The sequence below is a fragment of the Micromonospora sp. NBC_01796 genome, assembly GCF_035917455.1.
Taxonomy (GTDB): Bacteria; Actinomycetota; Actinomycetes; order Mycobacteriales; family Micromonosporaceae; genus Micromonospora_G.
This window is the reverse complement of sequence record NZ_CP109078.1, coordinates 1,315,171-1,339,106: the sequence shown is the minus strand read 5'-3', so window position 1 is coordinate 1,339,106 and position 23,936 is coordinate 1,315,171. Positions and strand designations below refer to the sequence as shown.

Sequence of the window (23,936 nt, the reverse complement as noted above, 5' to 3'; positions counted from 1 at the left end):
GGTGCCTCCGATCGCAGGACATCTGCTTCCGGAAGCGCCCAGGCGGACGGCGCCACACGCGCAATGCGGCCGGTTCCCCGGTGGTGCTCCACCCTCGCCAGTAGCGGCCCCTGAGCAGCCTACCCGGCTGCGCTGACGGCGCGGCCGACGTAGCTGAACGCCGAGGGCGCCCTCGCTCAGGGCTGGGTGCGGGTCCGGATCGCGGTGAGGCCCCAGGTGGCGTACGCCAGCGTCACGGTGCCGCCCAACTCGTCAACCGCCGTGCCCACGGCCGCCAGCACCTCCGCCACCCGGTCCGGCGGCAGACTGGTGAGCCCGCCCGAGGTCGGCACCAGGTCCAGGAGTTCGCCGCGGGTGTACGAGCGCTCCCAGTCGTACCGCCACAGCTCGGGCTCGTCGAACCCGCCCGCCTCGCGGATCCCGTCCGCGGCCCTGGCGTACAGCGCCCGGTACGCGTCCAGGATCGAGCCCGCCGGCCGCGCGTTGAAGTTGATCGGCGAATCGGGGGCTGCCCGTCGGTACGCCGTGGCGAGGGCGTCCGCCACGGTGGGCGGAAGCTGGTACACGTGTCCGAAGGGTGCCAGTAGGCCACCGGGCCGCAGGATCCGGGCCGCCTTCGCCGCGCCCGCGATCGGGTCGACCCAGTGCCAGGCGGTACCGGAGACGACCGCGTCGAAGGTGCGCCCGGTGGGCTCCCACGCCTCGAAGGTCGCGACCTCGACCTCGATGCCGGTCGCCCGAGCGAAGTCGGCCATCCGGGCGCCGGCCTCGACGCCGAGCACGGTGCGGCCGGCGGCCAGGAACTGGCGCGCTTCGATGCCGGTGCCGCAGCCGACATCGAGGAAGTCGGTGCCGGGGCTGGCGGCCACGATCCGCTCGATCACGGCGTCGGGGTACGGGGGCCGGTTCCGGTCGTACCGCTCGGGGTCGACCCCGAACGACTCCGCCATCCGGCGGTGCAGGTGCGGTTCCGGCCCAGGTGAGGACGGTATAGTGACCATGCGCCCACTCTAGTGGGCGCTCGCCCACTTCGGCAATCGCGCGCGCTCAACAAGGGAAAGGGGGTAGCCGTTGCCCACCGGCGTAGCGCTACAGGACCCACGCCGACAACTCTTCGACGCCGCCGTGCGGGTGCTGATCCGAGACGGCGTCACCGGCCTTACCGGTCGGGCGGTCACCACGGAGGCGGGCGTCGCCAAGGGGGTGCTGCATCGACACTTCGCCGACTTCGACGTCTTCCTCGCCGAACTGGTGCTGGAACGCATCGCCCGGGTCGAAGCTCAGGCCACGGCCCTGCGGGACGAGGCCGGGACCGGCACCGTCGCCGACAACCTGACTCGTGCCCTGATGGACCTCTTCGAGCCGGTCATGGTGGCGATCGTGGTCCTTGTCATCGCCCGTGACGAGCTGCGCGCGAGGCTGCGTGCCGCCGGCACCGCCCGGTTCCCCCTCGTCGGCGAGGGCACGGCCATGGTCGCCGGATACCTGACGGCCGAGCGCGACCATGGCCGGATCGAGTCCGGCGCCGACGTCGAGACGCTCGCGCCCACCCTGATCGGCGCCGCGCAGTTGCTGTTCACCGAGCGGAAGGACAGCCCCCCAGAGCCTGCGGCCGTCCACAGGGTCGTGACCACCGTCCTGGCCAGCGCCCTGCGGTAACCGCGATCCCACACCTGGACTCGGCGCAGGCAGCCACGAGCGCGAGAACGGTCCAGCGGCCTGTCAGGCCGTGCCTAACGCGTAGATCGCGGCATGACAGGATGGTCGTACATGCTTCGTCCAGTCAGCCTGGGGGTCGGTCGATGTCTCAGATGGGCCAGTCGTTGGACCACGCCGCCGGCACCGGCGCGGGTTCCGATGAGGTCGACGCGTTGCGCGCGGCCGAACGACGGCTACAGCAGGCCCAACTCGCCTCGGATGTCGCGGCGCTGGACCGGCTGATCGACGACCGGCTCGTGTTCACCGGACCGGACGGCGCCCTGTACTCCAAGCAGGACGACCTGGACGTACACCGGTCGGGTCGGCAGTCGATGACCCGGGTGGAGGAGGAGGACCTGGCGGTGCTCGTCGTCGGCGGCACCGGGGTGACCTGGTTCCTCGGCACGCTGGAGGGCACCATCGCCGGTGACCCGTTCCTCGCCCGGGTCCGCTACACGCGCACCTGGATCCTCGACGGGGACAAGGGGTGGCGCCTGATCGCGGCACACGTCAGCCCCACCGCCCCGGACACCGCCACAGCGGAGTAACCGGTTCGGGACCTATAGTCGCGCGATGACATCGGAGCAGGTACGGCAGGCGTACGCCTCGGTCGCGGACCTTTACATCGAGTTGTTCGGTACGGTCCAGCAGGCGCACCCCGACGACCTCGCCTTCATCGGGGACCACCTGTCGAGCCAGCCCGGTGTGGTGCTCGATCTGGGCTGCGGGCCCGGCCACTTCACCGGTTACCTCCGCTCGCTGGGCATCGACGCGAGGGGGATCGACATGGTTCCCGAGTTCGTCGCCCATGCCAAGGCTGCCCACCCGGACAGCGAGTTCCAGCTCGGCTCGATGGACAATCTCGACGTCGCGGACCACTCCGTCAGCGGCATCCTGGGCTGGTATTCGTTGATCCATCTGCCGCCAGGGGACCTCGACGGCGTGCTCGCCGAGTTCCGGCGAGCGATGACCCCGGCCGGTACGTTGGTGGTCGGTTTCTTCGACGGCGACGAGGTTGGCGCCTTCGACCACAAGGTGGTGACGGCGTACCGCTGGCCCGTTGACGAGTTCTCCGCGCGGCTGAGGGAAGCGGGCTTCGAGGAAGTCGGGCGGGCGCAACGGCCCGCCGATGGAACTCATCGGCCGCACGCCGCGATCGCGGCCACCGCGACGAAACGGTGAGCCGCCTCAGGGCAGCGGGACGACGTACGAGTCGACGCGGGCGATGAGCCCGTCCCGGAAGGTGAACAGGTCGTTGAAGGCGAAGCGGAACGACCCCTGCTCGACGCTGACGCCCCGGCCCTCGCCCGTGGTCACGACCACCGGCCCGTCCTCGTAGACACGCTGGACGTCGAGTTCGGGGCTGCCGGTGAACGCCGGATTCTCGATCTCGCCGTCGAACTCAGCTCTGCCGCGGGTGGTCCGGTGGCCGTGGATGACCCACTCCACGTCGTCGGTGAGGGTCGCCAGGATGCGCGGGTGGTCACTGGTCCGGAAACCGGCGAAGTACTCCGCCACGAGGTCGCGTTGGGTCGTCGGGGTCATGGCGTTCTCCGTACCGGTGCGGTCCGGTGGTTCGACAGGTGTGTGGCGAGGGCGTCGAGGATCGAGGCGAGCCCGTCGGCTGCCTGGGCCGTTCGCAGCTCAGGGGGAAGTCGACGCTGGTGGACGGTGAGGTCCGTGCCGTCGCCGGCGGGACGGACGGTGATCGTCGTACGGAGGCCGGTGACGGGTTCGTCGAACACGAGCTCGTGCGGCGCGTCGATGCTCACGTAGACGAACCGGAGCCGGCGGGTTGCGCCGTCCGGGGCGCGGGTGTCGAGCGCGAACTCTCCGCCGGGACGCAGGTCGACGGCCACGGACTCGGCGGGGACTGTGGCGTGCGAGCCGCCCCAGAACGCCGCGATGCTTGCCGGCGAGACGAAGGCGGCCCAGACACGTTCGGGCTCCGCCGGAAGGTGCCGCTCGGCGGTCAGCTCGTCGCCGCGGAGTTCTGCTCTGGTCAACGGGCTGCTCCGTCGTCGGTGAGGTGCTGTTCGAGGGCGTCGAGCCGGTCGTCCCAGGCGCGGCGCTGGTCGTCGATCCACGTACGGAGCAGCGAGAGCTGGTCGATCCTCAGCCGGCAGGGGCGTTTGGTGCCCTCGCGTCGCTGCTCCACCAGGCCACATCGTCGCAGGACACCGATGTGGTGCGAGATCGCCTGCGGGGTCAGGTCGAACGGCTCGGCAAGCTCGCCCACCGTGGCGTCACCTTGGGCGAGACGAGTCACCAGGGCGCGACGGACAGGGTCTCCGAGGGCCGCGAAGGTCGAGTCGAGGTCCGGCCCGGGGGCCACGAGCGAGGTGAGCACGGCTCCACCCTAACGCAAACATCCATTTGTGCAAGCCATCGTTTGTGAAGAACGAGGTCTCGCGGGACGTCGATCGATGGTGGTGATGTGCTCTACTGCCAACCATGGGGCGGCGGGCTGGTTCGATCGTCGGAGTGGTGGTGCTGCTCGTCGCGGTCGGAGGCGTTGCCGGCTGGCGGTGGTGGCACAACCGGCCGCCGTACGGTCCGGAGGCGCTGGCCGCCACCGCGACCCTGAGCCTGGTCGACCAGGTCACCGCGGACGCCGCGATCAGCCCGGCCCAGGTGGAGCAGGCCGGTGCGGGCGACCAGATCGTCCTCGGCCGAGTTACCTGGGTACGGCCCCCCGAACCCCAGGTCGACGGCTCGTTCCGCATCGTGGTGCTGGACAAGCGCACCCGCCTGATGCCCGGCTTCATCAACGTGACAGCGGCGCGGCCGGACGCTGTCGGCGCAGGCTCGGACGGATCCCTGGACCGCGCCGAGAAGCGCTATCCATGGCTCCAGGGCATCGGCAAGCGCGAGGTCAATGGGTCGTTCTGGAGCGCCGGCAGCGCCGTCACGGTGTCCTCTGTCGACGCGTCACCGGTGACACTCGTTGTCGTGCTGCATCCGGCCCGCCGGGGCACGCCACCCGAGCAGGCCGTCGCGACCGCACCCGTCGCGGTCACCGACCTCCTGGTCGCCCTGATCAACGTCGGGCCGGACGGCCAGGTCTACTGGGCCCAGCGCCTGCTGAACTGACGCCCTGGAGAAACGAGCCACCGCCACCGCCCACCGGCACCAGACGCGTTGCTGGCAATGGATGCCGGGTCGTACGGGGAGCTCGTCTCGGCCAGGGCGAGCGAATAGCATCCCACTACGGGTAGTTGCGGCTACTGGTTGGCGGACGCTGGGCCGCGATCCCACCCGGGATCGCGGCCCAGTCGAATAGTCGCCCCTCACCCGGTGCACGACGACTGTCGATACGCCTGCTACGGGCAGCGTTCCTGCACCCGAATCGTGATCGGGACGGTCTGCGTCTCGACCGCGTCCGACGCCCACAGCACCGCGCCGTAGACCCCGATCGGGGTCGGCGGTACGACCACCGGGACCAGGGTGAGCACGTTGTGGTCGTCATTCGATCCGGGTGGAATGAACGCGTGGGGCGTGCCGGCTGTCGAGCCGGCGGGCAGCTCCCGCGCGGTGACCTCGATGGGTGCCGACCAGCTTCCCTGGATCACGATCAGGAAGTACGTGCTTCGGCCGTACCTGGTGTCGACACAGATCGCCTGCTGGTAGTCGAGGAGTTTCCAGGTGACCGGGGCGGCGTCGTACGTCGCCGAGGTGGCGCCGCCCGCTGCCGCAGCCGGTGGCCCGCTGAACAGTGCCAGCGCCAGCCCGATTGTCAGGCCGAGCGCCAATCTCACGCTACGGTGCGTCGATTTCACAACCAACCCCCTGGGAAGTGGGTAGCCGTACCTGGCACCGCAACAAATTAGGCGACGAATCTCAGTCGAATTTCAGAGACATCGGTAGGTCCTCGCTCGCAGCATTTCCTTGGCCGTACCGATGACTGGGACAGAGACCGGCCCGGACCATCGCGGTCCGGGCCGGTTCTTCGTCCTACTGCTTCGTGCGGGCTACTCCGGGACGCGGCGGTACGCGCCGTCGCTGGCCGAGGTCGCCATCGAGGCGTACGCCCGGAGCGCGGCCGACACCGGGCGCTGCCGGTCGACCGGGGTGTACGGCTTGTCGCGCTTCTCCTGGGCGACCCGCCGGGCGTCCAGCACCTCGGCCGGCACGTTCAGCTCGATCGACCGGGTCGGAATGTCGATGACGATCTCGTCGCCGGGCTCGACCAGGGCGATCAGGCCACCGCCGGCCGCCTCGGGGGAGATGTGCCCGATGGAGAGGCCGGAGGTGCCGCCGGAGAACCGGCCGTCGGTGATCAGGGCGCAGTCGCGGCCGAGGCCGCGTCCCTTGAGGAACGAGGTGGGGTAGAGCATCTCCTGCATGCCCGGCCCGCCCTTCGGGCCCTCGTACCGGATCACCACGACGTCACCGGCGACGACCTCCTTGGCGAGGATCGCGGTGACCGCGTCGTCCTGGGACTCGTACACCTTGGCCGGGCCACGGAAGCTGAGTCGGTCGGCCGGGACACCGGCGGTCTTGACCACGGATCCCTCCGGGGCCAGGTTGCCGTGCAGGATGGCCAGCCCGCCGTCGACCGTGTACGCGTGCTCCCGGTCGCGCAGGCAACCGTCGGCGGCGTCGGTGTCCAGGGTCGCCCACCGGTTGGTGGTGGAGAACGCCTCGGTGGTACGGACCCCGCCGGGGGCGGCGTGGAACAGCTCGACCGCCTCGGGGGTGGGGCTGCCGCCCCGGATGTCCCAGTCGGCGAGCCACTGGTCGAGGGTGGGGGAGTGCACCGCGTGCACGTCCCGGTGGAGCAGGCCGGCGCGGTCCAGCTCGCCCATGATCGCGGGGATGCCGCCGGCCCGGTGCACGTCCTCCATGTGGTACTTCGGGGAGTTCGGGGCGACCTTGGCCAGGCAGGGGACCCGGCGGGAGATGGCGTCGATGTCCGCGACGGTGAAGTCAAGCTCGGCTTCGCGGGCGGCGGCGAGCAGGTGCAGGACCGTGTTGGTCGAGCCGCCCATGGCCACGTCGAGGGCGACCGCGTTGTCGAAGGCGGCGCGGGAGGCGACCGAGCGGGGGAGTACGGAGTCGTCGTCGCCGTCGTACCAGCGCTTGGAGATCTCCACGATGGTCCGGCCGGCCTCCTCGAACAGCGCCTTGCGCGCGGCGTGGGTGGCCAGGGTCGAGCCGTTGCCCGGCAGGGCCAGCCCGATCGCCTCGGTGAGGCAGTTCATCGAGTTGGCGGTGAACATGCCGGAGCAGGAGCCGCAGGTCGGGCAGGCGGAGCGCTCGATCTCGCCGAGCTGGGCGTCGGTGACCGCGTCGTTGGACGAGGCGATCATGGCGTCGATCAGGTCGATCTTGTCGTGCACGATCCCCTCGATCGCGATCGTCTTGCCGGCCTCCATCGGGCCGCCGGAGACGAAGACGGTGGGGATGTTGAGCCGGAGCGCGGCCAGCAGCATGCCGGGGGTGATCTTGTCGCAGTTCGAGATGCAGACCAGGGCGTCCGCGCAGTGCGCGTTGACCATGTACTCGACCGCGTCGGCGATCAACTCGCGGCTCGGCAGCGAGTAGAGCATGCCGCCGTGGCCCATCGCGATCCCGTCGTCCACGGCGATCGTGTTGAACTCCCGGCCGACCCCGCCGGCCTCGGCCACCGAGTCCGCCACCAGGCCACCGAGGTCCTTGAGGTGTACGTGACCGGGTACGAACTGGGTGAAACTGTTGGCGATGGCCACGATCGGCTTGCCGAAGTCGTCGTCGGTCATCCCGGTGGCGCGCCAGAGTGCACGGGCCCCGGCCATCGTCCGGCCATGAGTGGAGGTCTTGGACCGCAGGTCAGGCATTGCACCAGTGTTACACCGTCGGTGCCGTACCGGCCCGCTCGGCGGGGGCGCGTCCAGAACGCGGGATGCCCGGACGGGACTCCGGGCGGGCGGTCCGCAGGCCACCGGGCGGGTCGCCGCTGGTGGATCCGGTACGTCCGGCTGGTCGATCCTGCACACCCCGTCCCCCACGGGACGGCCCGTATCCGGCACAGTGGATGCGTGCAACTCCCCTCTGGCGTGGTGGTCGGCGCGGTGGCGAGTGGGCTCGCGGCGATCGCGGGTACGTCAGTGTTGATCTTCTCGACGCTCCGGCGTACCGGCGACCGGCGCCGGGCGCACCTGCTGCTGGCGTCGGGCGTCGTGCTGGCCACCCTGACGGCGGTCACCGGCCTCGTCGGCATCATCGGGATGGCCGGGCACTGGAGCCACCACCAGCACCAGCGGATGACACTCGCCACCGTGGTCGCGGTCGGGCTGGCGGCCAGCGGGCTGGTGCTCTGCGCCGGGTTGCTGCGGCTGCCCGGGGTCGCCCGTACCCGGTCCGCGGCACTGCGGCTGGTGCTGGACGGGCTGGTGATCGGCGCGGCGCTCTGGTTCGTCGGGTGGGTGCTCGCCGCCGAGCCGACCCGGCTGCTCGGTGACTGGACCCCACGGGCCTGCCCGGCCATCCTGCTCGCCTCCGCGACCGCCGCCGGGGCGATCGGGCTCACCTTCGTCGTCGGCGTCCGGTCCCCCCGCCCGCGTCGCGAGCTGGTCCTGATCGGGTCCGGGGTGACCCTGGTCGGATTGGCGGGACTCGGGCTGGCGGTCGGGATCTGCCAGGCGGGTCCGGTGGTCGCGCTGACCGGTGCGGCCGTACTGCCGGTCGGCTTCCTCCTGATCTTCCTCGGCGGGCGGACCACCGAGCGGGCCGGGGAGGTCGACGCCGACCTGATCCGCAACGGCACCGGGTACGCCTTCCTCCCGATGCTCGCGATGGCCGTCTCCGCCATGTACCACCTGCTCCGGATGGGCGACTTCACCGTGCTCGGGATCGTCTCCGGCAGCGTGGAGGGCTTCGCCCTGGTGGCCAGGCAGTCGCTGGCCCTGCGCGACGTACGGGCGTACGCGCGGCGGCTGGCCGAGCGGGAGGCGCACTTCCGGGAGTTGGCGCACACCGACCCGTTGACCGGGCTGGCCAACCGCCGGGGACTGCTGCGTGCCCTGCAACAGGGTTCGGCGTCGGCGGCGCCGTGCGTACTCCTGGGCCTTGATCTTGATGGTTTCAAGAACGTGAACGACCTGCACGGTCACGACGTCGGGGACGCGGTCCTGGCCGAGGTCGCCCAGCGGCTGCGGCTCAACCTGCGCCCCGGCGACCTGGCGGCCCGGCTCGGCGGGGACGAGTTCGCGGTGCTGATGTGGGCCCGGCCCCCGGAGGCCCAGCGGGTCGCCGAGCGGCTGCTGGGCATCCTCGGCCGCCCCTACGACCACCCGGCCGGGCGGATCTTCGTCTCGGTCAGCGTCGGGGTGGCGGCCCAGTCCAGCGCCCCGGAGGTGGAGACGCTGCTGCGCAACGCCGACCTGGCCCTGCGCTACGCCAAGCAGCGGGGCAAGAACCGGGTCGAGCGTTACGACGTCGCCTACGACCACCTGCTGCGCCGCCGGACCACCCTGGAACACGAGATGCGCGGCGCGATCGAGCGCAACGAGCTGCACCTCGTCTTCCAGCCGGTGGTGGCGGTCCCGTCGGTACGCCCGGTCGGCGCGGAGGCGCTGCTGCGCTGGTACCACCCGGAGCTGGGCAGTGTCCGGCCGGACGAGTTCATTCCGCTGGCGGAGGAGTGCGGCATGATCGCCCCGCTCGGCTCCTGGGTGCTGCACCAGGCCTGCCACCAGTTGTCGATCTGGCTGGCGGACGGGCACGACGTCTGGTTGTCGGTGAACGTGTCCCCGAGGGAGCTGCACGCCCCGGAGTACGTGGTGCAGGTGGCCGAGGCGCTGCGGGCGCACCGGGTGCCGCCGCAGCGGCTGGTCCTGGAGGTCACCGAGCACGCGGTGGCGACCGACCTGGACGAGCTGATCCGCCGGCTCGCCGCCCTCCGGGCCACCGGCGTACGGATCGCCCTGGACGACTTCGGCGCCGGGTACTCGTCGCTGGGACAGTTGCGCAAGCTGCCGATCGACATCCTGAAGATCGACCACAGTCTGGTCGCCGAGCAGGAGCCGATCCGACCCCCGGGCGAGGGCGAGCGGCGGGTCTTCGCCCCCATGGTCGACGTGGTGATGCGGCTCGGCCACCAGCTCGGCCTGGAGGTGATCGCCGAGGGGGTGACCAACCCGTTGGAGCTGGCTGCGGTGGTCGAGGCGGGGTGCCGGTTCGGTCAGGGACAGCTCTTCGGATGGGGGGTTCCGGCCGAGCACCTGGAGGCGATGCTCGATGCCGCGACCTCGCCCGGAGCGCGGGCGGTGCCCGCCCCGCGCAACCGGTCTGCCCAGAATCTGGGATCAGTTGACTCATCGCATGAGATGCGTCAGGCTTAGCCCCATGTCGTCGACCAGGTCGTTTCGAGTACTTACCTGAGCGCACTCTCGAGTTGGAGAGTGCGCTGGCCCCGTGCATCTGCACGAGGGCCGTTTTTATTGGTCAACTCCCAGTCATCGAGGCGGGTTCCCAACCTCGGCCGGAGCGCCCAGCCCATGTGAGCGGGCGACCGGCAGGCGGGTTCCCCCTCATCGGGCGGACTTCCTCCGCAACGCGCCAACGCTGACAACACCGATCTGAGTTAAAGGCCTGAATCGCTATGACGAGACCCACGCCAGAGACACTCGCCCACACCGCCCGCCGAACTCGGCCGAGCACCGAGGCGGTAACCGAAACAGCCGACCAGTTCAACCGGCGTACCCGGTCCGGCGGTGTCGAGGGTGGCCCGGCCGACCAGGCCCGGCGCGGCCGACCGGCCGGTGACGGCGCCGACGCGGCCCCGCTGCCAGGCCCGGTCCCCGGACCCGCCCGGCCGGTGGCCCCGGTGCCGGTCACCGGCGCGGGATCGCTGGTCAAGTCGCTCGAGGCGCTCGGAGTGGACGTCGCGTTCGGCATCCCCGGTGGCGCGATCCTGCCCGCGTACGACCCGCTCTACGATTCGTCCGTGCGGCACATCCTGGTCCGGCACGAGCAGGGCGCCGGCCACGCGGCGACCGGTTACGCCCAGGCCACCGGCAAGGTCGGGGTCTGCATCGCCACCTCCGGCCCGGGGGCGACCAACCTGGTCACCCCGATCGCCGACGCCTACATGGACTCGGTGCCGATGGTCGCGATCACCGGTCAGGTGGCCCGCCCGTCGATCGGTACGGACGCGTTCCAGGAAGCCGACATCCAGGGCATCACGCTGCCGATCACCAAGCACAACTTCCTGGTCCAGACCCCGGAGGAGATCCCGAGGGTGCTGGCCGAGGCGTTCCACCTCGCCGCCACCGGCCGTCCCGGCCCGGTCCTGGTCGACATCCCCAAGGACGTGCTCCAGGCGCAGACCACCTTCTCCTGGCCGCCCACCCTGGACCTGCCCGGCTACCGGCCGACCCTGCACCCGCACGGCAAGCAGATCCGCGAGGCTGCCCGGCTGATCGCCGCCGCCCGCCGCCCTGTCCTCTACGTCGGCGGCGGTGTGCTCAAGGCCGGTGCCACCGAGGGGCTGCTCCGGCTCGCGGAACTGACCGGGATCCCGGTGGTCACCACGCTGATGGCCCGTGGCGCGTTCCCGGACTCGCACCCGCAGCACCTGGGCATGCCGGGCATGCACGGCACCGTCGCGGCCGTGTACGGGCTCCAGAAGGCCGACCTGATCGTGGCCCTCGGCGCTCGGTTCGACGACCGGGTGACCGGGAAGCTCGACTCCTTCGCCCCCGGCGCGGCGATCGTGCACGCCGACATCGACCCGGCCGAGATCGGCAAGAACCGGGCCGCGGACGTCCCGATCGTCGGCGACGCCCGGCACGTGATCGACGAGCTGATCGACGCGGTCCGCGCCGCCGGCCCGGTCGAGCGGCAGCCCGGTACGAGCAGCCGGGTGGCCGGTGACCGTACCGACTGGTGGGCGCAGCTCAACGACCTGCGCGAGCGTTACCCGCTCGGCTACGACGAGCCCTCCGACGGCACCCTCGCCCCGCAGTACGTGATCAAGCGCCTGGGTGAGCTGGCCGGTCCGGACGCCATCTACGTGGCCGGTGTCGGCCAGCATCAGATGTGGGCGGCGCAGTTCATCTCGTACGAGAAGCCGAACACCTGGCTGAACTCCGGTGGCCTGGGCACCATGGGCTACTCGGTGCCGGCGGCGATGGGGGCCAAGGTCGGTCGGCCGGACACGATGGTCTGGGCGGTGGACGGCGACGGCTGCTTCCAGATGACCAACCAGGAGCTGGCGACCTGCGCCCTGGAGGGCATCCCGATCAAGGTCGCCATCATCAACAACGGCAACCTGGGCATGGTCCGGCAGTGGCAGACCCTGTTCTACGGGGAGCGTTACTCCAACACCGACCTCGGCACCCACAAGCACCGGATCCCGGACTTCGTGAAGCTCGCCGAGGCGCTCGGCTGCATCGGCCTGCGCTGCGAGACCGCCGCCGACGTGGACAAGACCATCGAGGCGGCGATGGCGATCAACGACGCACCCGTCGTGATCGACTTCGTGGTCGGCAAGGACGCGATGGTCTGGCCGATGGTCGCCGCCGGCACGAGCAACGACGAGATCATGTTCGCCCGGGGTGTCCGCCCCGCCTTCGAAGACGACGACCTGTGAAGCGCCGACCAGTGAAGCGGAGTACGACATGACCATCCACACGCTCTCCGTGCTGGTGGAGAACAAGCCCGGCGTGCTGGCCCGGGTCAGCGGCCTCTTCTCCCGGCGCAGCTTCAACATCGACTCCCTGGCGGTCGGGGAGACCGAGAACCCGGACGTCTCCCGGATCACCATCGTGGTCAACGCCGACTCCTCACCCCTGGAGCAGGTGACCAAGCAGCTCAACAAGCTGGTCAACGTACTGAAGATCGTCGAACTGGATCCGGGCGTGTCGGTCGCCCGGGAACTGGTGCTGGTGAAGGTGCGGGCCGACCGGGCCGCCCGGGCCCAGGTGCTGGAGACGGTGAACCTGTTCCGGGCCCGGGTGGTCGACGTGGCGCCGGACACCCTCACCATCGAGGCGACCGGTACGCCCGACAAGCTGGACGCGCTCCTGCGCGACCTGGAACCGTTCGGAATCAAGGAAATGGTGCAGTCCGGTCTGGTGGCCATCGGGCGCGGGTCGCGTTCGATCACCACCGGTTCGGCGTTGCGTGCCGCTTAGGTCCGGTGGCCCGGCCATCGGGCGCCGCATGAAAGGGAAGTCATGAGCATCGAGATTTACTACGACGACGACGCCGACCTGGGTCTGATCCAGGACAAGAAGGTCGCCGTGCTGGGGTACGGCAGCCAGGGCCACGCCCACGCGCTGTCCCTGCGCGACTCGGGTGTCGACGTCGTGATCGGTCTGCCGGAGGGCTCCAAGAGCCGGGTCAAGGCCGAGGAGCAGGGCCTGCGGGTGCTGACCCCGGCGCAGGCGTCGGCCGAGGCGGACGTGATCATGGTGCTCGCGCCGGACACCGCGCAGCGCACGCTCTACACCGAGGCGATCGAGCCGAACCTGACCGAGGGCAAGGCGCTCTTCTTCGGCCACGGACTCAACATCCGGTACGGCTTCATCACCCCGCCGGCCAACGTCGACGTGGCGATGGTCGCGCCGAAGGGTCCGGGTCACCTGGTCCGCCGCCAGTACGTCGACGGCAAGGGTGTGCCGGTGCTGGTCGCGGTCGAGCAGGACGCCACCGGTACGGCGCTGGCCCTCGCTCTCGCGTACGCGAAGGGGATCGGTGGCACCCGGGCGGGTGCGATCCGGACCACCTTCAAGGAGGAGACCGAGACCGACCTCTTCGGCGAGCAGGCGGTCCTCTGCGGTGGCGCGTCGGCGCTGGTCCAGACCGGTTTCGAGGTGCTGACCGAGGCGGGTTACGCCCCGGAGATCGCGTACTTCGAGTGCCTGCACGAGCTGAAGCTGATCGTCGACCTGATGTACGAGGGCGGCATCGCCCGGCAGCGCTACAGCGTCTCCGACACCGCCGAGTACGGCGACTACTCGCGCGGCCCGCGCGTCATCGACTCCCGGGTCAAGGACGAGATGCGCAAGATCCTCGGCGAGATCCAGTCCGGTGAGTTCGCTCGCGAGTGGATCGCCGAGGACGACGCCGGCCGGCCGAACTTCAACAAGTGGCGGGCCGAGGGTGCGGCGCACCCGATCGAGGAGACCGGCAAGAAGCTGCGCGGGATGATGAGCTGGGTCGACCGCCCGCTCACCGAGACGGCCTGACCCTCCGGCCGATCCGACGGCCCGGCAGGGCCGCGCAACATGTGGGACCCGGCGCCCCCGGTGTGTGGAAATCCACCACCGGGGGCGTTGTGTCGTTCCCTGGCAGGTCATCGCGCGTTTACGATCGCTGAGGACCGATGTTTCCGCCACGTAACGCGAGTGGTGGCGCGGCCCGCCGCAGCCGATCGTCTCGACGACAAGAGGACGCATGAAGCCTGTCGTACTGATCGCCGAAGAACTCGCCCCCGCCGCCATCGACGTACTCGCCCACGACTTCGACGTACGACACGTCGACGGCACCGACCGGTCCGCCCTGCTCGCCGCGCTGGGCTCGGCCGACGCCGTCATCGTGCGCAGCGCCACCCAGATCGACCGGGAGGCGGTCGCCGCCGCACCCCGGCTCAAGGTGGTCGCCCGCGCCGGGGTCGGACTGGACAACGTGGAGGTCCCCGCCGCCACCGCCCGAGGGGTGATGGTGGTCAACGCACCCACCTCGAACATCGTCTCCGCCGCCGAGCAGGCGATCGCGTTGCTGCTGGCCGTGGCCCGCAACACCGCCAGCGCCAGCGCCGCGCTGAAGGCGGGGGAGTGGAAGCGGTCCCGCTACACCGGTGTCGAGATCCAGGGCAAGACCGTGGGGGTGGTCGGGCTGGGCCGGATCGGGGTGCTGTTCGCCGCCCGGATCGCCGCGTTCGGGACGAAGCTGATCGCGTACGACCCGTACATCCAGCCGGCGCGGGCGGCCCAGCTCGGGGTCCGGCTGGTGAGCCTGGAGGAGTTGCTCCGGGAGAGCGACTTCATCTCCATCCATCTGCCGAAGACGCCGGAGACGGTGGGGCTGATCGGGGAGAAGGAACTGGCGATGGTCAAGCCCGGCGTACGGATCGTCAACGCCGCGCGCGGTGGCCTGGTCGACGAGCAGGCTCTCGCCGACGCGATCGCCGAGGGCAGGGTGGGTGGCGCCGGCATCGACGTCTACAGCAAGGAACCGTGTACGGCGTCGCCGCTGTTCGCGTTCGACAACGTGGTGGCCACCCCGCACCTGGGCGCCTCCACCGTGGAGGCGCAGGACAAGGCCGGTCTGGCGGTGGCGCGCAGTGTCAAGCTCGCGTTGCAGGGGGAGTTCGTACCGGACGCGGTGAACGTGCAGGCCGGTGGGGTGGTGGCCGAGGACGTACGGCCGTTGTTGCCGCTGGCCGAGCGGCTGGGCAAGGTCTTCACCGCGGTCGCCGGTGGGGTCGCCGCCAGCGTCACCGTCGAGGTACGCGGTGAGATCGTCACCAACGAGGTCTCGGTGTTGAAGCTGGCCGCCACCAAGGGTCTGTTCGCCTCGGTCGTCTCCGAGCAGGTCACGTACGTCAACGCCCCGCACATCGCGGCGGAGCGCGGCGTCGAGGTGGTGCTGACCACGCACGAGGAGACGATCGACCACCCGAATCTGGTGACGTTGGCCGGTGCGCTGCCGGACGGCCGCGCGGTCACCGTTTCCGGGACCGTGAGCAGCACCGCCACCCGGGACGTCTTCAAGCTGACCGAGGTCGACGGGTTCGACCTGGAGCTGGGTGCCGAGGGCATCCTGCTCTTCCTCCGGTACGCCGACCGGCCGGGCGTGGTGGGTCTGGTCGGCTCGATCCTCGGCGAGGCCGGGGTGAACATCGCGGCGATGCAGGTGGCGCGGCGGGAGGCCGGGGGTGAGGCGTTGATGACGCTGACCGTGGACTCGCCGGTCGGCGCGGAGCTGCTCACCTCGGCGGCCGACTCGATCGGGGCGGTCGCGGCCAGCGTCGCCGACCTGCGCGAGGAGTAGTGAGACTGGGCCCGCCGGGGCTCGGCCGTGGCCGAGCCCCGGCGGGTTAACGGATCACCGTATGCGGTGGTGGATAGACCGAGCCGTCCTGGGGATCGAGCAGCAGCAGGCTGTGTTCGCCGGCCAGCCGCTCGATCAGGAGTAGCACCGCGTCGTCGCAACTGGGACTGAGTCGCATTTCGATGTGGTCCGCAGCGAGGTGCAGCGGAACCACCTCCCAGGGCGAGGCGGGTGCGGCGACCCGGTCCGGGTATATCGCCATGAGCGCCCGGTGGAACATGACCAGCCGGGGCTGCGGCGCACCCTGGACGTGCTGACCCTGACGGCACCGCGCATGGGCCGCCCGCACATCCGCTGACGTGGCCCCGTGCTCCAGGGCCCACACAACCAGATCGAAACTCACGGTGGTACAGGGTGCCATCCGTCGTTCATCAATTTGTGCATACCCCGCCTGACGCGCGGTGCATATCCTCAAGCGACGCATCGTGCAAGCGGCCTTGCGGCGAGTTGCGTCGATTGGTTAGGTTCCATACTGGATACCCGGTGAGTTCCCTGACGTGGACTCGTCTTCGGGTGATGAGCGCGCGTCGACACACCGGGTAACCGGCACCCCGTGTACGCGAGCCACGCGTACCCGTCGCTGGCCGGCCCCCACGATCGTTGCCGAGACGTGGGGGCCGATCGCGGCGTCGGGTTCAGCCCTGGACCCCGACCTGCCGGGGTACTGCCATCAGTGCGCGGTAGCCCTGTGCGGTGGGGAACCAGTCCAGTCCGGCCGGGCCGGCGGCGTACAGCGCGGTGGCGTACCCGTCGGCGACGGAGAGTTCGGGGCCGGCGACGGTGGTCGCGACGAGCTGACGGGCAGGCAGACCGGTGTGCGGGTCCACCACGTGGTCGTGGCGTCCGGCCACCCCGGAACTGCCGATCGCCCCACTGGTCAGCTCCAGGGTCAGCGGAGTGCGCTGGGCGCCGACCGGATGGCTCCGGTTGATCGGGTACCTGCCCTCGTTGGGGTGCTGCGGTCCGGCGTACGGCTGCTGCACCGCGACCCGCCACGGACCGCCGTGCGGCGCGCGGCCCTGGACCACCAGGTCGCCGCCGCTGAGCACCGCGTAGTCCTCGCTGCCGGCGGCGCGCAGCCGGGCCGCGGCCCGCTCGACCGCCCAGCCCTTGAGCAGGCCGCCGGGGTCGAACCCGCCGGGTACGGCCCAGGCGTCGAACCAGCCGTCGGTGGCCGCCCGCATCGCCGCGCACCGGGCGACCAGGTCCGCCAGCGGCGGGTACGCGTCGGGCGAGATCTCGCCGCGGCGGAGCCGGGAGACGAGGCTCTCCGGTCGGGCCGGGCTGTAGGTGAGGTCGATCGCGCGCAGTTCCGCCACCGCGTCCCGGATCGCCTCGCCGAGTCCCCGCCGGCCCCACCAGGCCGGACCGTTCACGACCAGGGAGTATTCGGCGATCGAGGTGCGTACGGTGTGCCGGGCGACCAGCCGGTCGGCGCGGGCGATGGCCAGCCCGGCGCCCGGTCGACCGGGCAGGCCGGGGCTCGGCCCGCCACCGAGCCGAAAGTCCGGTGCCGGTGGGCGGTTCTCCACCCAACGGTGACGATCGGTTCGGCTGCGTTCACTTATCGGCATCTCCCCGCCCCCTTTGCCAATTCGCTGCGGGACCGGCCCGGGATCCGTCTTCGACCCACCTGAAGCACCATAAGCAGCGAAGATGTCCAACTCATGGGTATCGGCTGAGAGTGTCCTGAGGGTTTTCCCATCCCAGATGCTAGGACCCGCGTACCGGAAATCGAGACGGGGCCTTAACGTTTCCTAGACGGCGCAAGAGACAAAGGGGTATCGACGTGTCGGTGGCACGGATCGCGGTGGTTGCTGGTGACGGCATCGGACCGGAGGTGGTCGCGCAGGCGCGCAAGGTCATCGACGCGGTGCTGCCCGGAGTCGAGGCCACCGAATACGACCTTGGCGCCGCGCGCTACCACCGGACCGGCGAGGTGCTGCCGGACTCGGTCCTGACCGAGCTGGCCGAGCACGACGCCATCCTGCTCGGCGCGGTGGGCGACCCCACCGTGCCGCCGGGTGTGCTCGAACGCGGCCTCCTGCTCAAGCTCCGCTTCGACTTCGACCAGTACGTCAACCTGCGCCCCTCCCGGCTCTGGCCCGGTACGGTCAGCCCGCTCGCCACGGTCAAGCCGGGCGAGATCGACCTGGTGGTCGTCCGGGAGGGCACCGAGGGCCTCTACGCCGGGGCCGGCGGCACCCTGCACCGGGGCACCCCGGCCGAGGTGGCCACCGAGGAGAGCCTGAACACCCGGCACGGCGTCGAGCGGGTCATCCGGGACGCCTTCGCCCGAGCCGAGCGGCGCGAGCGGCGCAAGGTCACCCTGGTGCACAAGACCAACGTCCTGACCCACGCCGGCTCGCTCTGGGCCCGCGCGTTCGAGGCCGTCGCCGCCGACCACCCGGAGATCGAGACCGAGTACCAGCACGTGGACGCGGCGGCGATGTTCCTGGTCAGCCAGCCCCAGCGGTACGACGTGGTGGTGACCGACAACCTCTTCGGTGACATCCTCACCGACATCGCGGCCGCGGTCAGCGGCGGCATCGGGCTGGCCGCCAGCGGCAGCATCAACCCCGAGCGGGCGTACCCGTCCATGTTCGAACCGGTGCACGGCTCGGCCCCGGACATCGCCGGCCAGGGCGTCGCCGACCCGGCCGCCGCGGTCCTCTCCGCCGCCCTGCTCCTCGATCATCTCGGTCACGCCGACGCCGCCGCCCGAGTAACCGGGGCGGTCGCGGCCGAGCTTGCCGCCCGTACCCCGGGCGCGGCGCTGCGCACCGCCGAAGTTGGCGACCGGCTCGCCGCCCACGCCGCGGCCTGACCACCGGCCACCGGTCCTTCTTTTCCTGGTCGGCGCCCGCCCCTGAATCCACGGGGCGGGCGCGGGCATTGCCGTGCGTGACCGTCTCGGGTTGGTCCCGGTCGATGAGCCGACCGGAGACTCCCGTTGAACGAACGTTCGGGGTAAGTTTTCAGGCACCAGTTTCTCTTTCGGTACGCCCCGTCCGCGTGCCGTACCCCATGGAGGTCAGCGCTATGAGCGGTGGTGACAAGCTCGACTTCGAGATCCGTCCGAATCCTCAGCCGGTATCCGCCGCCGAGCGGGCCGCGCTGATGGCAAATCCCGGATTCGGTCGGGTCTTCACCGACCACATGGTCACGATCCGCTACGCCGAGGGTAAGGGCTGGTACGACGCACGGGTCGAGGCCCGCGGCCCGATCCCGATGGACCCGGCGACCGCCGCCCTGCACTACGCCCAGGAGATCTTCGAGGGGCTCAAGGCGTACCACGTGGCCGATGGCGGGGTGACGCTGTTCCGGCCCGAGGCCAACGCCGCGCGGTTCGTCGAGTCGGCCCGCCGGATGGCCATGCCCCCGCTGCCGGAGCAGGTCTTCCTCGACGCCCTGCACCACCTGATCGAGGCCGACCGGGAGTGGATCCCGACCGCCGACGACGGCACGCTCTACCTGCGTCCGTTCATGTTCGCCAGCGAGGTCTTCCTCGGGGTACGCCCGGCCAACGAGTACCTCTTCGTGGTGATCGCCTCCCCGGTCGGGTCGTACTTCTCCGGTGGGGTCAAGCCGGTCAACGTCTGGGTCTCGCCGAACTACACCCGCGCCGCCCCCGGTGGCACCGGTGCGGCCAAGTGCGGCGGCAACTACGCCTCCTCGCTGGTCGCCCAGGCCGAGGCGTTCGAGCACGACTGCGAACAGGTGGTCTTCCTCGACGCGGTCGAGCGCAAGTACGTCGACGAGCTGGGCGGGATGAACATCTTCTTCGTCTACGACGACGGCAGCCTCGTCACCCCGCCGCTGACCGGCACGATCCTGCCCGGCATCACCCGGGACTCGGTGCTGACCCTGGCCCGTGAGGAGGGCCGGACCGTGGTCGAGCGCCCGGTCGCCTTCGACGAGTGGCAGGCGGACGTGGCCAGCGGCAAGCTCCGCGAGGTCTTCGCCTGCGGCACCGCCGCCGTGATCACCCCGATCGGCCAGGTCCGTTTCCCGGACGGCGAGTTCACCATCGCCGACGGCACCCCCGGCGAGGTCACCACCGCCCTACGCCAACGCCTGGTAGACCTCCAACGCGGCCGAGCCACCGACCCCCACAACTGGGTCCACCACATCGCCTAACCGCCCTCCGCCGGCCCGCCCTTCGCCGTTGATCATGAAGTTAGCGACAGTTTTTCGCCCTGGGGGCGTCGCTAACTTCATGATCAACGCGTGTGTCGGGGGGTCAGGTGAGGAGGTGGGTGCGGAGGGTTTGGAGTTGGGTGGGGGTTAGGCCTGCGGCCAGGAGGTATTGCTCTACTGAGCCGTGGTGGTGGCGGAGGTTGGTCAGGAAGATGATCATTGCTTCGGCGGGGGAGGAGTAGTAGGGCTGGGGGGTGGGGAAGTCGCGCGGGGGTAGCTGGGTGGTGATCCAGAGGCGGAAGCGTTCCGAGGCGTCGGTGCTGAGGGCGTAGTCGGCGGCGATGTCGGCGTCGCTCACCCCGAGCACGGACAGGGTCAGCGCGCACACCACCCCGGTACGGTCCTTGCCGGCCACGCAGTGCACCACCACCGGTGCCGCGTCCTCGTCCGCGATCGTCCCGACCGCCTGGGCTATGCCGGCTGCCCCGGTCTCGGCCAGGTCCCGGTACCGCTCGGCGAGGTAGTGGGCGACGCCCAGTTGCTCGTCGTACGGGACCTCGTCCCACTCCCGGTGCTCCGGGTGGATGTGCCGGTAGTCCAGCCCCTCGTAGGCGGGCACCCGCCCGTCCCGCTTCACCTCGTGCGGCCGGCGCAGGTCCAGCACCGTACGGATGCCCAACTCGGCGAGGATCGCCTGGTCGGCGTCGTCGATCCGGTGCAGTGAGTCCGACCGGTAGAGCCGTCGCCAGCGGACCGTACGCCCGTCGAGTCCGGCGTAACCACCGACGTCGCGGAAGTTGAAGAGGCTGGCGAAGGCGGTCACGCGGCTGACCGGGGAAGCGTCCATGGACTCACCATATCGGCTCCCCCGTGCCGGTCGGCGACGTCATGATCATGGCGCCGGTGGCCCGGGGATCGCGGTGCGCGGGACCGGCGGTGATCAGGGCAAAGCACATCCCCCACGGTGGCGAGACAGTGATTGTCTTGATTGGGTGCACAGTTACGGGGAAGACCTGCACCTGTTCCGGGACCGTCGCTTCGCCCTGCTGTTCGCCGCCCGTACCGCGTCCGTGCTCGGTGGTGCGTTCGCGCCGGTGGCGCTCGCGTTCGGCGTACTCGGGTTGGCGGGGGCGACGCCGACCACACTCTCCCTGGTGCTCGTCGGGCAGGCGGTGCCGCAGATCGTCTTCATGCTCGCCGGTGGGGTACTGGCCGACCGGCTGCCCCGCTACCGGGTCATGATCGCGGGTGAACTGCTCTGCGCGGCGGCGTACCTGTTGCTCTCGGTCATGTTGGTGACCGGCCGCGCCCCGCTGCCGGCGCTGGTCGCGGGCGCCGCGCTCTCCGGGGTCGGGGTCGCGGTGCTCTTTCCCGCGATCCTGGGCATCGTGCCCGAGGTGGTGTCCGCGGACCGGTTGCAGACCGCGAACGGCCTGCTTCGCATGGGTACGAACACCGCCCGGCTGGCCGGCTTCACGCTCGGCGGCACGACGGTGGTGCTGCTGGGCGGCGGCCCGGCGCTGGCGTTCTGCGGTGCGTTCTTCGCCCTGTCCGGGGTGTTTGTCGCCGGGCTGCGACCGCCCCGGACGGGCGAGGTCAAGGTCGCGCACGTCGTGCCCGATGCCGGATCCACAGCCACAGCCGGATCCGCAGCCGGATCCACAGCAACAGCCGTGGCCGGCGCAGGTCCGGGACGGTCGGTGGTGGCTGAGCTGCGGGCGGGGTGGCGGGAGTTCGTGGGTCGGCAGTGGTTGTGGGTGATGGTGGTCCAGTTCGCGTTCACGGTGGCGACGACGCAGGCGGTGCACGGGGTGCTCGGGCCGGTGCTGGCGCAGCGGGAGTTGGGCGGGGCGGGGGCCTGGTCGGCGGTGCTGGTCGGTGAGGCGGTCGGAATGCTGATCGGGGTGGCGATCGTGATCCGGCTCCGACCCCGCCGGCCGATGCTGGTGGCGGTGTCGGCGTGTCTCGCCGCCGTCCCGCTCTACCTGCTGCTCGGCCTGAGTGCACCACTGTGGACAGTGGTCCTGGCAGGCGTGGTCACGGGAATCTGCGTCGACATCGGCAACGTCCTCTGGGAGACGACCCTGCAACGGGAGATCCGGCCGGAGTTGCTGTCCCGGATCAGCGCGTACGACGCCCTCGGCTCGTTCATGTTCGGCCCGATCGGGCTGCTCCTGGTCGGGGCGGCGGCGACCGGGTTCGGCCCCCGGCCGGCGATGCTGTGCTGCGCCGGGGTGGTCCTGCTCGCCGCCGTGGGCGCCCTCTGCTCGCCGTCCGTACGCCACCTGCGGGCGCCACAGCAGCACGACACGGCGGCAGACGGACGGCGGGCCGGTGGGGATGAAGCCCACCGGCCCGCCTCGGTTGTCCGACCGGGTTGAGCGGTCGGCCCGGTCTGGTTGGAACTACCGTCCGGTCACGGTCAGAGCGGCCGTGTGCCGGGCAGCCCGTACATGCCGCCGTAGTAACCACCGATCTTGTCCAGGTAGACCGGATCGGTCTGGTCACTTTCGACGTACTCGGGAGCGGCCTTGATCTGGGCCTTGTCCCGATCCACGTAGACCTTGCGGTCCTCGTGGTCGACGTGATTGACCACGCCCGCGGGCAGCATGACCTTCTTGCCGAAGATCCACGGCCCGGTGTCGACCACCAGGAAACTGGCGTCGACCTCGTAGTTGGCACGGTCGATCTTGCCGATGCTGCCGTCGGTCGCCTCCACGTGGTAGCCGACCAGGTCGGCGCCGGTCACGCCGGCGTCGTCCCGGTAGCGCCACGGCTGGAACGAGCCGTCAGGCTCATACGCGCCCGGCGGAAGGGGCGTGCCCGTCGACTGGTACGTCTCCGCGGAGGCGGTGCCGGTCCACTCGTCGGGTCCGCGACGGCTGGTCGGGTCCAGCGCCTGGTCCGGCGTCGGCTCCGGGGTCCGAAACGGGATCGGTTCCGGGTTCTGGTCCGGGGTCGGCTGAGGATCGAGCCTGTTCATTGGCTTTCACTCCTCTTCTCGTCCTCGACTTCGCTGTCCCGGAACCTGCTACCCAGAGTCGCCGGAAGCTACACCTACCGGTCACCCGACCCGTTCCGACGCGACCGGTCCGAATGGTGCCGGGCCGTCCGGGGTCGCGGGCGGTCCGGCCGGGTGTGAGGATCGGTCGGTGAGGATGCACGCCGATCAGGTCGAGATCACCACGGACGTCGTGGCCGCACTGGTGGCCGCCCAGTTCCCGGACTGGTCCGCCCTCCCGGTACGCCCGGTGACCTCGTACGGCACCGTCAACGCGCTGTTCCGCCTCGGCGAGGACATCGTCCTGCGTTTCCCGCTGCAACCCAACCTCGACCCCGAACTGCGCGACGACCTGCTCACCGAGCAGGCCAACGCCCGGCGCATCGCCGCGTACGTGTCGGTCGCGGTTCCGGAGCCGCTCGCCATCGGTGAGCCGGGGGAGGGGTACGGCGGACCGTGGACGGCGTACCGGTGGATTCCCGGTGAGACGGCGAGCGCCGGGAGCATCGGTGACCGCGACGTCTTCGCCCGTGACCTGGCCGGATTCGTCACCGCCCTGCACGGGATCGACACCGGTGGCCGGAAGTGGGCAGGTCACGGGCGGGGCGGTCCGCTACGGACCAAGGACGACTACGTACGCGACTGCCTCGCCCGCAGCGGGCACCTCACCGACACGGCGACGCTGGCCCGGATCTGGGCGGACTGCCTGGACGCGCCCGCCAACGACGGCGACGACGTGTGGATCCACGCCGACCTGATGCCGGGCAACATCCTGGTACGCGACGGCCGGCTCGCCGCCGTCATCGACCTCGGTGCGGTGTACGTCGGCGACCCGGCGGCGGACCTCCAGCCGGCGTGGAACCTGCTCGGCCCCGGTGCCCGGGAGTCCTACCGGCGGGCGCTCGGTGTCGACGAGGCCACCTGGCGGCGGGGGCGCGGATGGGCGCTGCTCCAGGCGATCGGCGCCCTCTGGTACTACGTCGACACCAATCCGGTGATGGCCGACACCGCCCGCCACACCCTCGACGCCCTGCTCGAATGACGGCTGCCGACG

At 70.7% G+C, this 23,936-nt stretch carries 24 protein-coding genes and 1 riboswitch; of the genes, 13 read left to right on the top strand and 11 right to left on the bottom strand.

Features of this window, described 5'->3' with window-relative positions; translation table 11 throughout:
- Positions 1 to 29: 29 nt before the first annotated feature.
- Positions 30 to 114, bottom strand: a riboswitch (ZMP/ZTP riboswitch).
- Positions 115 to 176: 62 nt separating this feature from the next.
- Positions 177 to 1,001, bottom strand: a complete 825-nt coding sequence (locus OIE47_RS06185) for a class I SAM-dependent methyltransferase (RefSeq protein ID WP_326560526.1) — start codon at positions 999 to 1,001, stop codon at positions 177 to 179.
- Between the two features lie 70 nt (positions 1,002 to 1,071).
- On the opposite strand from OIE47_RS06185, the gene OIE47_RS06180 reads away from it, so the two are divergent.
- From OIE47_RS06180 to OIE47_RS06170, 3 genes are all read left to right on the top strand, one after another.
- Positions 1,072 to 1,659 (top strand): TetR/AcrR family transcriptional regulator, encoded by a 588-nt coding sequence (locus OIE47_RS06180; protein ID WP_326560525.1) that lies wholly within the window; start codon positions 1,072 to 1,074, stop codon positions 1,657 to 1,659.
- 143 nt (positions 1,660 to 1,802) lie between these two features.
- Positions 1,803 to 2,246, top strand: a complete 444-nt coding sequence (locus tag OIE47_RS06175) for a nuclear transport factor 2 family protein (RefSeq protein WP_326560524.1) — start codon at positions 1,803 to 1,805, stop codon at positions 2,244 to 2,246.
- A 25-nt stretch (positions 2,247 to 2,271) separates the two neighbouring features.
- Positions 2,272 to 2,880, top strand: coding sequence for a class I SAM-dependent DNA methyltransferase (locus OIE47_RS06170; protein ID WP_326560523.1), 609 nt, complete (start codon positions 2,272 to 2,274; stop codon positions 2,878 to 2,880).
- A gap of 6 nt (positions 2,881 to 2,886) precedes the next feature.
- Here the strand turns inward: OIE47_RS06170 and OIE47_RS06165 are convergent, their stop codons facing one another.
- The 3 genes from OIE47_RS06165 to OIE47_RS06155 are packed head-to-tail and all read right to left on the bottom strand — an operon-like array spanning position 2,887 to position 4,048.
- Complete coding sequence (locus OIE47_RS06165; RefSeq protein ID WP_326560522.1) at positions 2,887 to 3,243, bottom strand: nuclear transport factor 2 family protein; 357 nt, start codon at positions 3,241 to 3,243, stop codon at positions 2,887 to 2,889.
- Positions 3,240 to 3,704 (bottom strand): SRPBCC family protein, encoded by a 465-nt coding sequence (locus tag OIE47_RS06160; RefSeq protein WP_326560521.1) that lies wholly within the window; start codon positions 3,702 to 3,704, stop codon positions 3,240 to 3,242. The genes OIE47_RS06165 and OIE47_RS06160 overlap by 4 nt, the downstream gene beginning before the upstream one ends.
- Positions 3,701 to 4,048, bottom strand: a complete 348-nt coding sequence (locus OIE47_RS06155) for an ArsR/SmtB family transcription factor (RefSeq protein WP_326560520.1) — start codon at positions 4,046 to 4,048, stop codon at positions 3,701 to 3,703. Before OIE47_RS06155 ends, OIE47_RS06160 begins: the two co-directional genes overlap by 4 nt.
- A gap of 104 nt (positions 4,049 to 4,152) precedes the next feature.
- Here OIE47_RS06155 and OIE47_RS06150 point away from each other — a divergent pair, with 104 nt between their 5' ends.
- Positions 4,153 to 4,791 (top strand): hypothetical protein, encoded by a 639-nt coding sequence (locus tag OIE47_RS06150; RefSeq protein WP_326560519.1) that lies wholly within the window; start codon positions 4,153 to 4,155, stop codon positions 4,789 to 4,791.
- A gap of 230 nt (positions 4,792 to 5,021) precedes the next feature.
- Here OIE47_RS06150 and OIE47_RS06145 read toward each other — a convergent pair whose 3' ends face one another.
- From OIE47_RS06145 to OIE47_RS06135, 3 genes are all read right to left on the bottom strand, one after another.
- Complete coding sequence (locus OIE47_RS06145) at positions 5,022 to 5,456, bottom strand: DUF5980 family protein (protein WP_326560518.1); 435 nt, start codon at positions 5,454 to 5,456, stop codon at positions 5,022 to 5,024.
- Between the two features lie 213 nt (positions 5,457 to 5,669).
- Positions 5,670 to 7,517, bottom strand: a complete 1,848-nt coding sequence (ilvD, locus tag OIE47_RS06140; RefSeq protein WP_326560517.1) for a dihydroxy-acid dehydratase — start codon at positions 7,515 to 7,517, stop codon at positions 5,670 to 5,672.
- Positions 7,518 to 7,527: 10 nt separating this feature from the next.
- Positions 7,528 to 7,674 (bottom strand): hypothetical protein, encoded by a 147-nt coding sequence (locus OIE47_RS06135; protein WP_326560516.1) that lies wholly within the window; start codon positions 7,672 to 7,674, stop codon positions 7,528 to 7,530.
- Positions 7,675 to 7,718: 44 nt separating this feature from the next.
- Here OIE47_RS06135 and OIE47_RS06130 point away from each other — a divergent pair, with 44 nt between their 5' ends.
- The 5 genes from OIE47_RS06130 to serA all read left to right on the top strand — a co-directional run bounded on the left by OIE47_RS06130 (position 7,719) and on the right by serA (position 15,681).
- The gene (locus OIE47_RS06130; protein WP_326560515.1) at positions 7,719 to 10,022 is read left to right on the top strand and encodes a putative bifunctional diguanylate cyclase/phosphodiesterase; all 2,304 of its coding nucleotides are present in this window, start codon (positions 7,719 to 7,721) and stop codon (positions 10,020 to 10,022) included.
- Positions 10,023 to 10,282: 260 nt separating this feature from the next.
- Positions 10,283 to 12,274, top strand: a complete 1,992-nt coding sequence (locus OIE47_RS06125; protein WP_326560514.1) for an acetolactate synthase large subunit — start codon at positions 10,283 to 10,285, stop codon at positions 12,272 to 12,274.
- Between the two features lie 28 nt (positions 12,275 to 12,302).
- Positions 12,303 to 12,818 (top strand): acetolactate synthase small subunit, encoded by a 516-nt coding sequence (ilvN, locus tag OIE47_RS06120; RefSeq protein WP_326560513.1) that lies wholly within the window; start codon positions 12,303 to 12,305, stop codon positions 12,816 to 12,818.
- 42 nt (positions 12,819 to 12,860) lie between these two features.
- Positions 12,861 to 13,874 carry a ketol-acid reductoisomerase gene (gene ilvC / locus OIE47_RS06115; RefSeq protein WP_326560512.1) on the top strand — a complete coding sequence of 338 codons (1,014 nt, stop codon included), beginning with the start codon at positions 12,861 to 12,863 and terminating at the stop codon, positions 13,872 to 13,874.
- Positions 13,875 to 14,082: 208 nt separating this feature from the next.
- On the top strand, positions 14,083 to 15,681 hold the full coding sequence (gene serA, locus OIE47_RS06110) for a phosphoglycerate dehydrogenase (protein ID WP_326560511.1): 1,599 nt from the start codon (positions 14,083 to 14,085) through the stop codon (positions 15,679 to 15,681).
- Between the two features lie 46 nt (positions 15,682 to 15,727).
- On the opposite strand, the gene OIE47_RS06105 is transcribed toward serA, so the two are convergent.
- Complete coding sequence (locus tag OIE47_RS06105) at positions 15,728 to 16,084, bottom strand: hypothetical protein (RefSeq protein WP_326560510.1); 357 nt, start codon at positions 16,082 to 16,084, stop codon at positions 15,728 to 15,730.
- Between the two features lie 292 nt (positions 16,085 to 16,376).
- Complete coding sequence (locus tag OIE47_RS06100; protein WP_326560509.1) at positions 16,377 to 17,315, bottom strand: FAD:protein FMN transferase; 939 nt, start codon at positions 17,313 to 17,315, stop codon at positions 16,377 to 16,379.
- 221 nt (positions 17,316 to 17,536) lie between these two features.
- On the opposite strand from OIE47_RS06100, the gene OIE47_RS06095 reads away from it, so the two are divergent.
- Complete coding sequence (locus tag OIE47_RS06095; protein WP_326560508.1) at positions 17,537 to 18,568, top strand: 3-isopropylmalate dehydrogenase; 1,032 nt, start codon at positions 17,537 to 17,539, stop codon at positions 18,566 to 18,568.
- A 215-nt stretch (positions 18,569 to 18,783) separates the two neighbouring features.
- Entirely contained in the window at positions 18,784 to 19,881 is a 1,098-nt protein-coding gene (locus OIE47_RS06090) for a branched-chain amino acid aminotransferase (protein ID WP_326560507.1), read from the top strand.
- 103 nt (positions 19,882 to 19,984) lie between these two features.
- On the opposite strand, the gene OIE47_RS06085 is transcribed toward OIE47_RS06090, so the two are convergent.
- Positions 19,985 to 20,728, bottom strand: coding sequence for a tyrosine-protein phosphatase (locus tag OIE47_RS06085; RefSeq protein WP_326560506.1), 744 nt, complete (start codon positions 20,726 to 20,728; stop codon positions 19,985 to 19,987).
- A 145-nt stretch (positions 20,729 to 20,873) separates the two neighbouring features.
- Here OIE47_RS06085 and OIE47_RS06080 point away from each other — a divergent pair, with 145 nt between their 5' ends.
- Entirely contained in the window at positions 20,874 to 22,262 is a 1,389-nt protein-coding gene (locus OIE47_RS06080; RefSeq protein WP_326560505.1) for an MFS transporter, read from the top strand.
- A 41-nt stretch (positions 22,263 to 22,303) separates the two neighbouring features.
- Here the strand turns inward: OIE47_RS06080 and OIE47_RS06075 are convergent, their stop codons facing one another.
- A complete protein-coding gene (locus tag OIE47_RS06075) occupies positions 22,304 to 22,630 on the bottom strand; it encodes a PRC-barrel domain containing protein (protein WP_326563007.1) in 327 nt (108 codons plus the stop codon).
- Between the two features lie 409 nt (positions 22,631 to 23,039).
- On the opposite strand from OIE47_RS06075, the gene OIE47_RS06070 reads away from it, so the two are divergent.
- Positions 23,040 to 23,924, top strand: a complete 885-nt coding sequence (locus OIE47_RS06070) for an aminoglycoside phosphotransferase family protein (protein ID WP_326563006.1) — start codon at positions 23,040 to 23,042, stop codon at positions 23,922 to 23,924.
- Positions 23,925 to 23,936 lie beyond the last annotated feature (12 nt).

What these genes read in the sequence shown, in the direction of transcription:
- OIE47_RS06185 (WP_326560526.1), bottom strand. Translation starts at nt 1,001, where the DNA reads ATGGTCACTATACCGTCCTCACCTGGGCCGGAACCGCACCTGCACCGC.
- OIE47_RS06170 (WP_326560523.1), top strand. Translation starts at nt 2,272, where the DNA reads ATGACATCGGAGCAGGTACGGCAGGCGTACGCCTCGGTCGCGGACCTT.
- OIE47_RS06085 (WP_326560506.1), bottom strand. Translation starts at nt 20,728, where the DNA reads ATGGACGCTTCCCCGGTCAGCCGCGTGACCGCCTTCGCCAGCCTCTTC.
- OIE47_RS06165 (WP_326560522.1), bottom strand. Translation starts at nt 3,243, where the DNA reads ATGACCCCGACGACCCAACGCGACCTCGTGGCGGAGTACTTCGCCGGT.
- serA (WP_326560511.1), top strand. Translation starts at nt 14,083, where the DNA reads ATGAAGCCTGTCGTACTGATCGCCGAAGAACTCGCCCCCGCCGCCATC.
- OIE47_RS06125 (WP_326560514.1), top strand. Translation starts at nt 10,283, where the DNA reads ATGACGAGACCCACGCCAGAGACACTCGCCCACACCGCCCGCCGAACT.
- OIE47_RS06150 (WP_326560519.1), top strand. Translation starts at nt 4,153, where the DNA reads ATGGGGCGGCGGGCTGGTTCGATCGTCGGAGTGGTGGTGCTGCTCGTC.
- OIE47_RS06100 (WP_326560509.1), bottom strand. Translation starts at nt 17,315, where the DNA reads ATGCCGATAAGTGAACGCAGCCGAACCGATCGTCACCGTTGGGTGGAG.
- OIE47_RS06175 (WP_326560524.1), top strand. Translation starts at nt 1,803, where the DNA reads ATGTCTCAGATGGGCCAGTCGTTGGACCACGCCGCCGGCACCGGCGCG.
- ilvC (WP_326560512.1), top strand. Translation starts at nt 12,861, where the DNA reads ATGAGCATCGAGATTTACTACGACGACGACGCCGACCTGGGTCTGATC.
- OIE47_RS06070 (WP_326563006.1), top strand. Translation starts at nt 23,040, where the DNA reads ATGCACGCCGATCAGGTCGAGATCACCACGGACGTCGTGGCCGCACTG.
- OIE47_RS06090 (WP_326560507.1), top strand. Translation starts at nt 18,784, where the DNA reads ATGAGCGGTGGTGACAAGCTCGACTTCGAGATCCGTCCGAATCCTCAG.
- ilvD (WP_326560517.1), bottom strand. Translation starts at nt 7,517, where the DNA reads ATGCCTGACCTGCGGTCCAAGACCTCCACTCATGGCCGGACGATGGCC.
- ilvN (WP_326560513.1), top strand. Translation starts at nt 12,303, where the DNA reads ATGACCATCCACACGCTCTCCGTGCTGGTGGAGAACAAGCCCGGCGTG.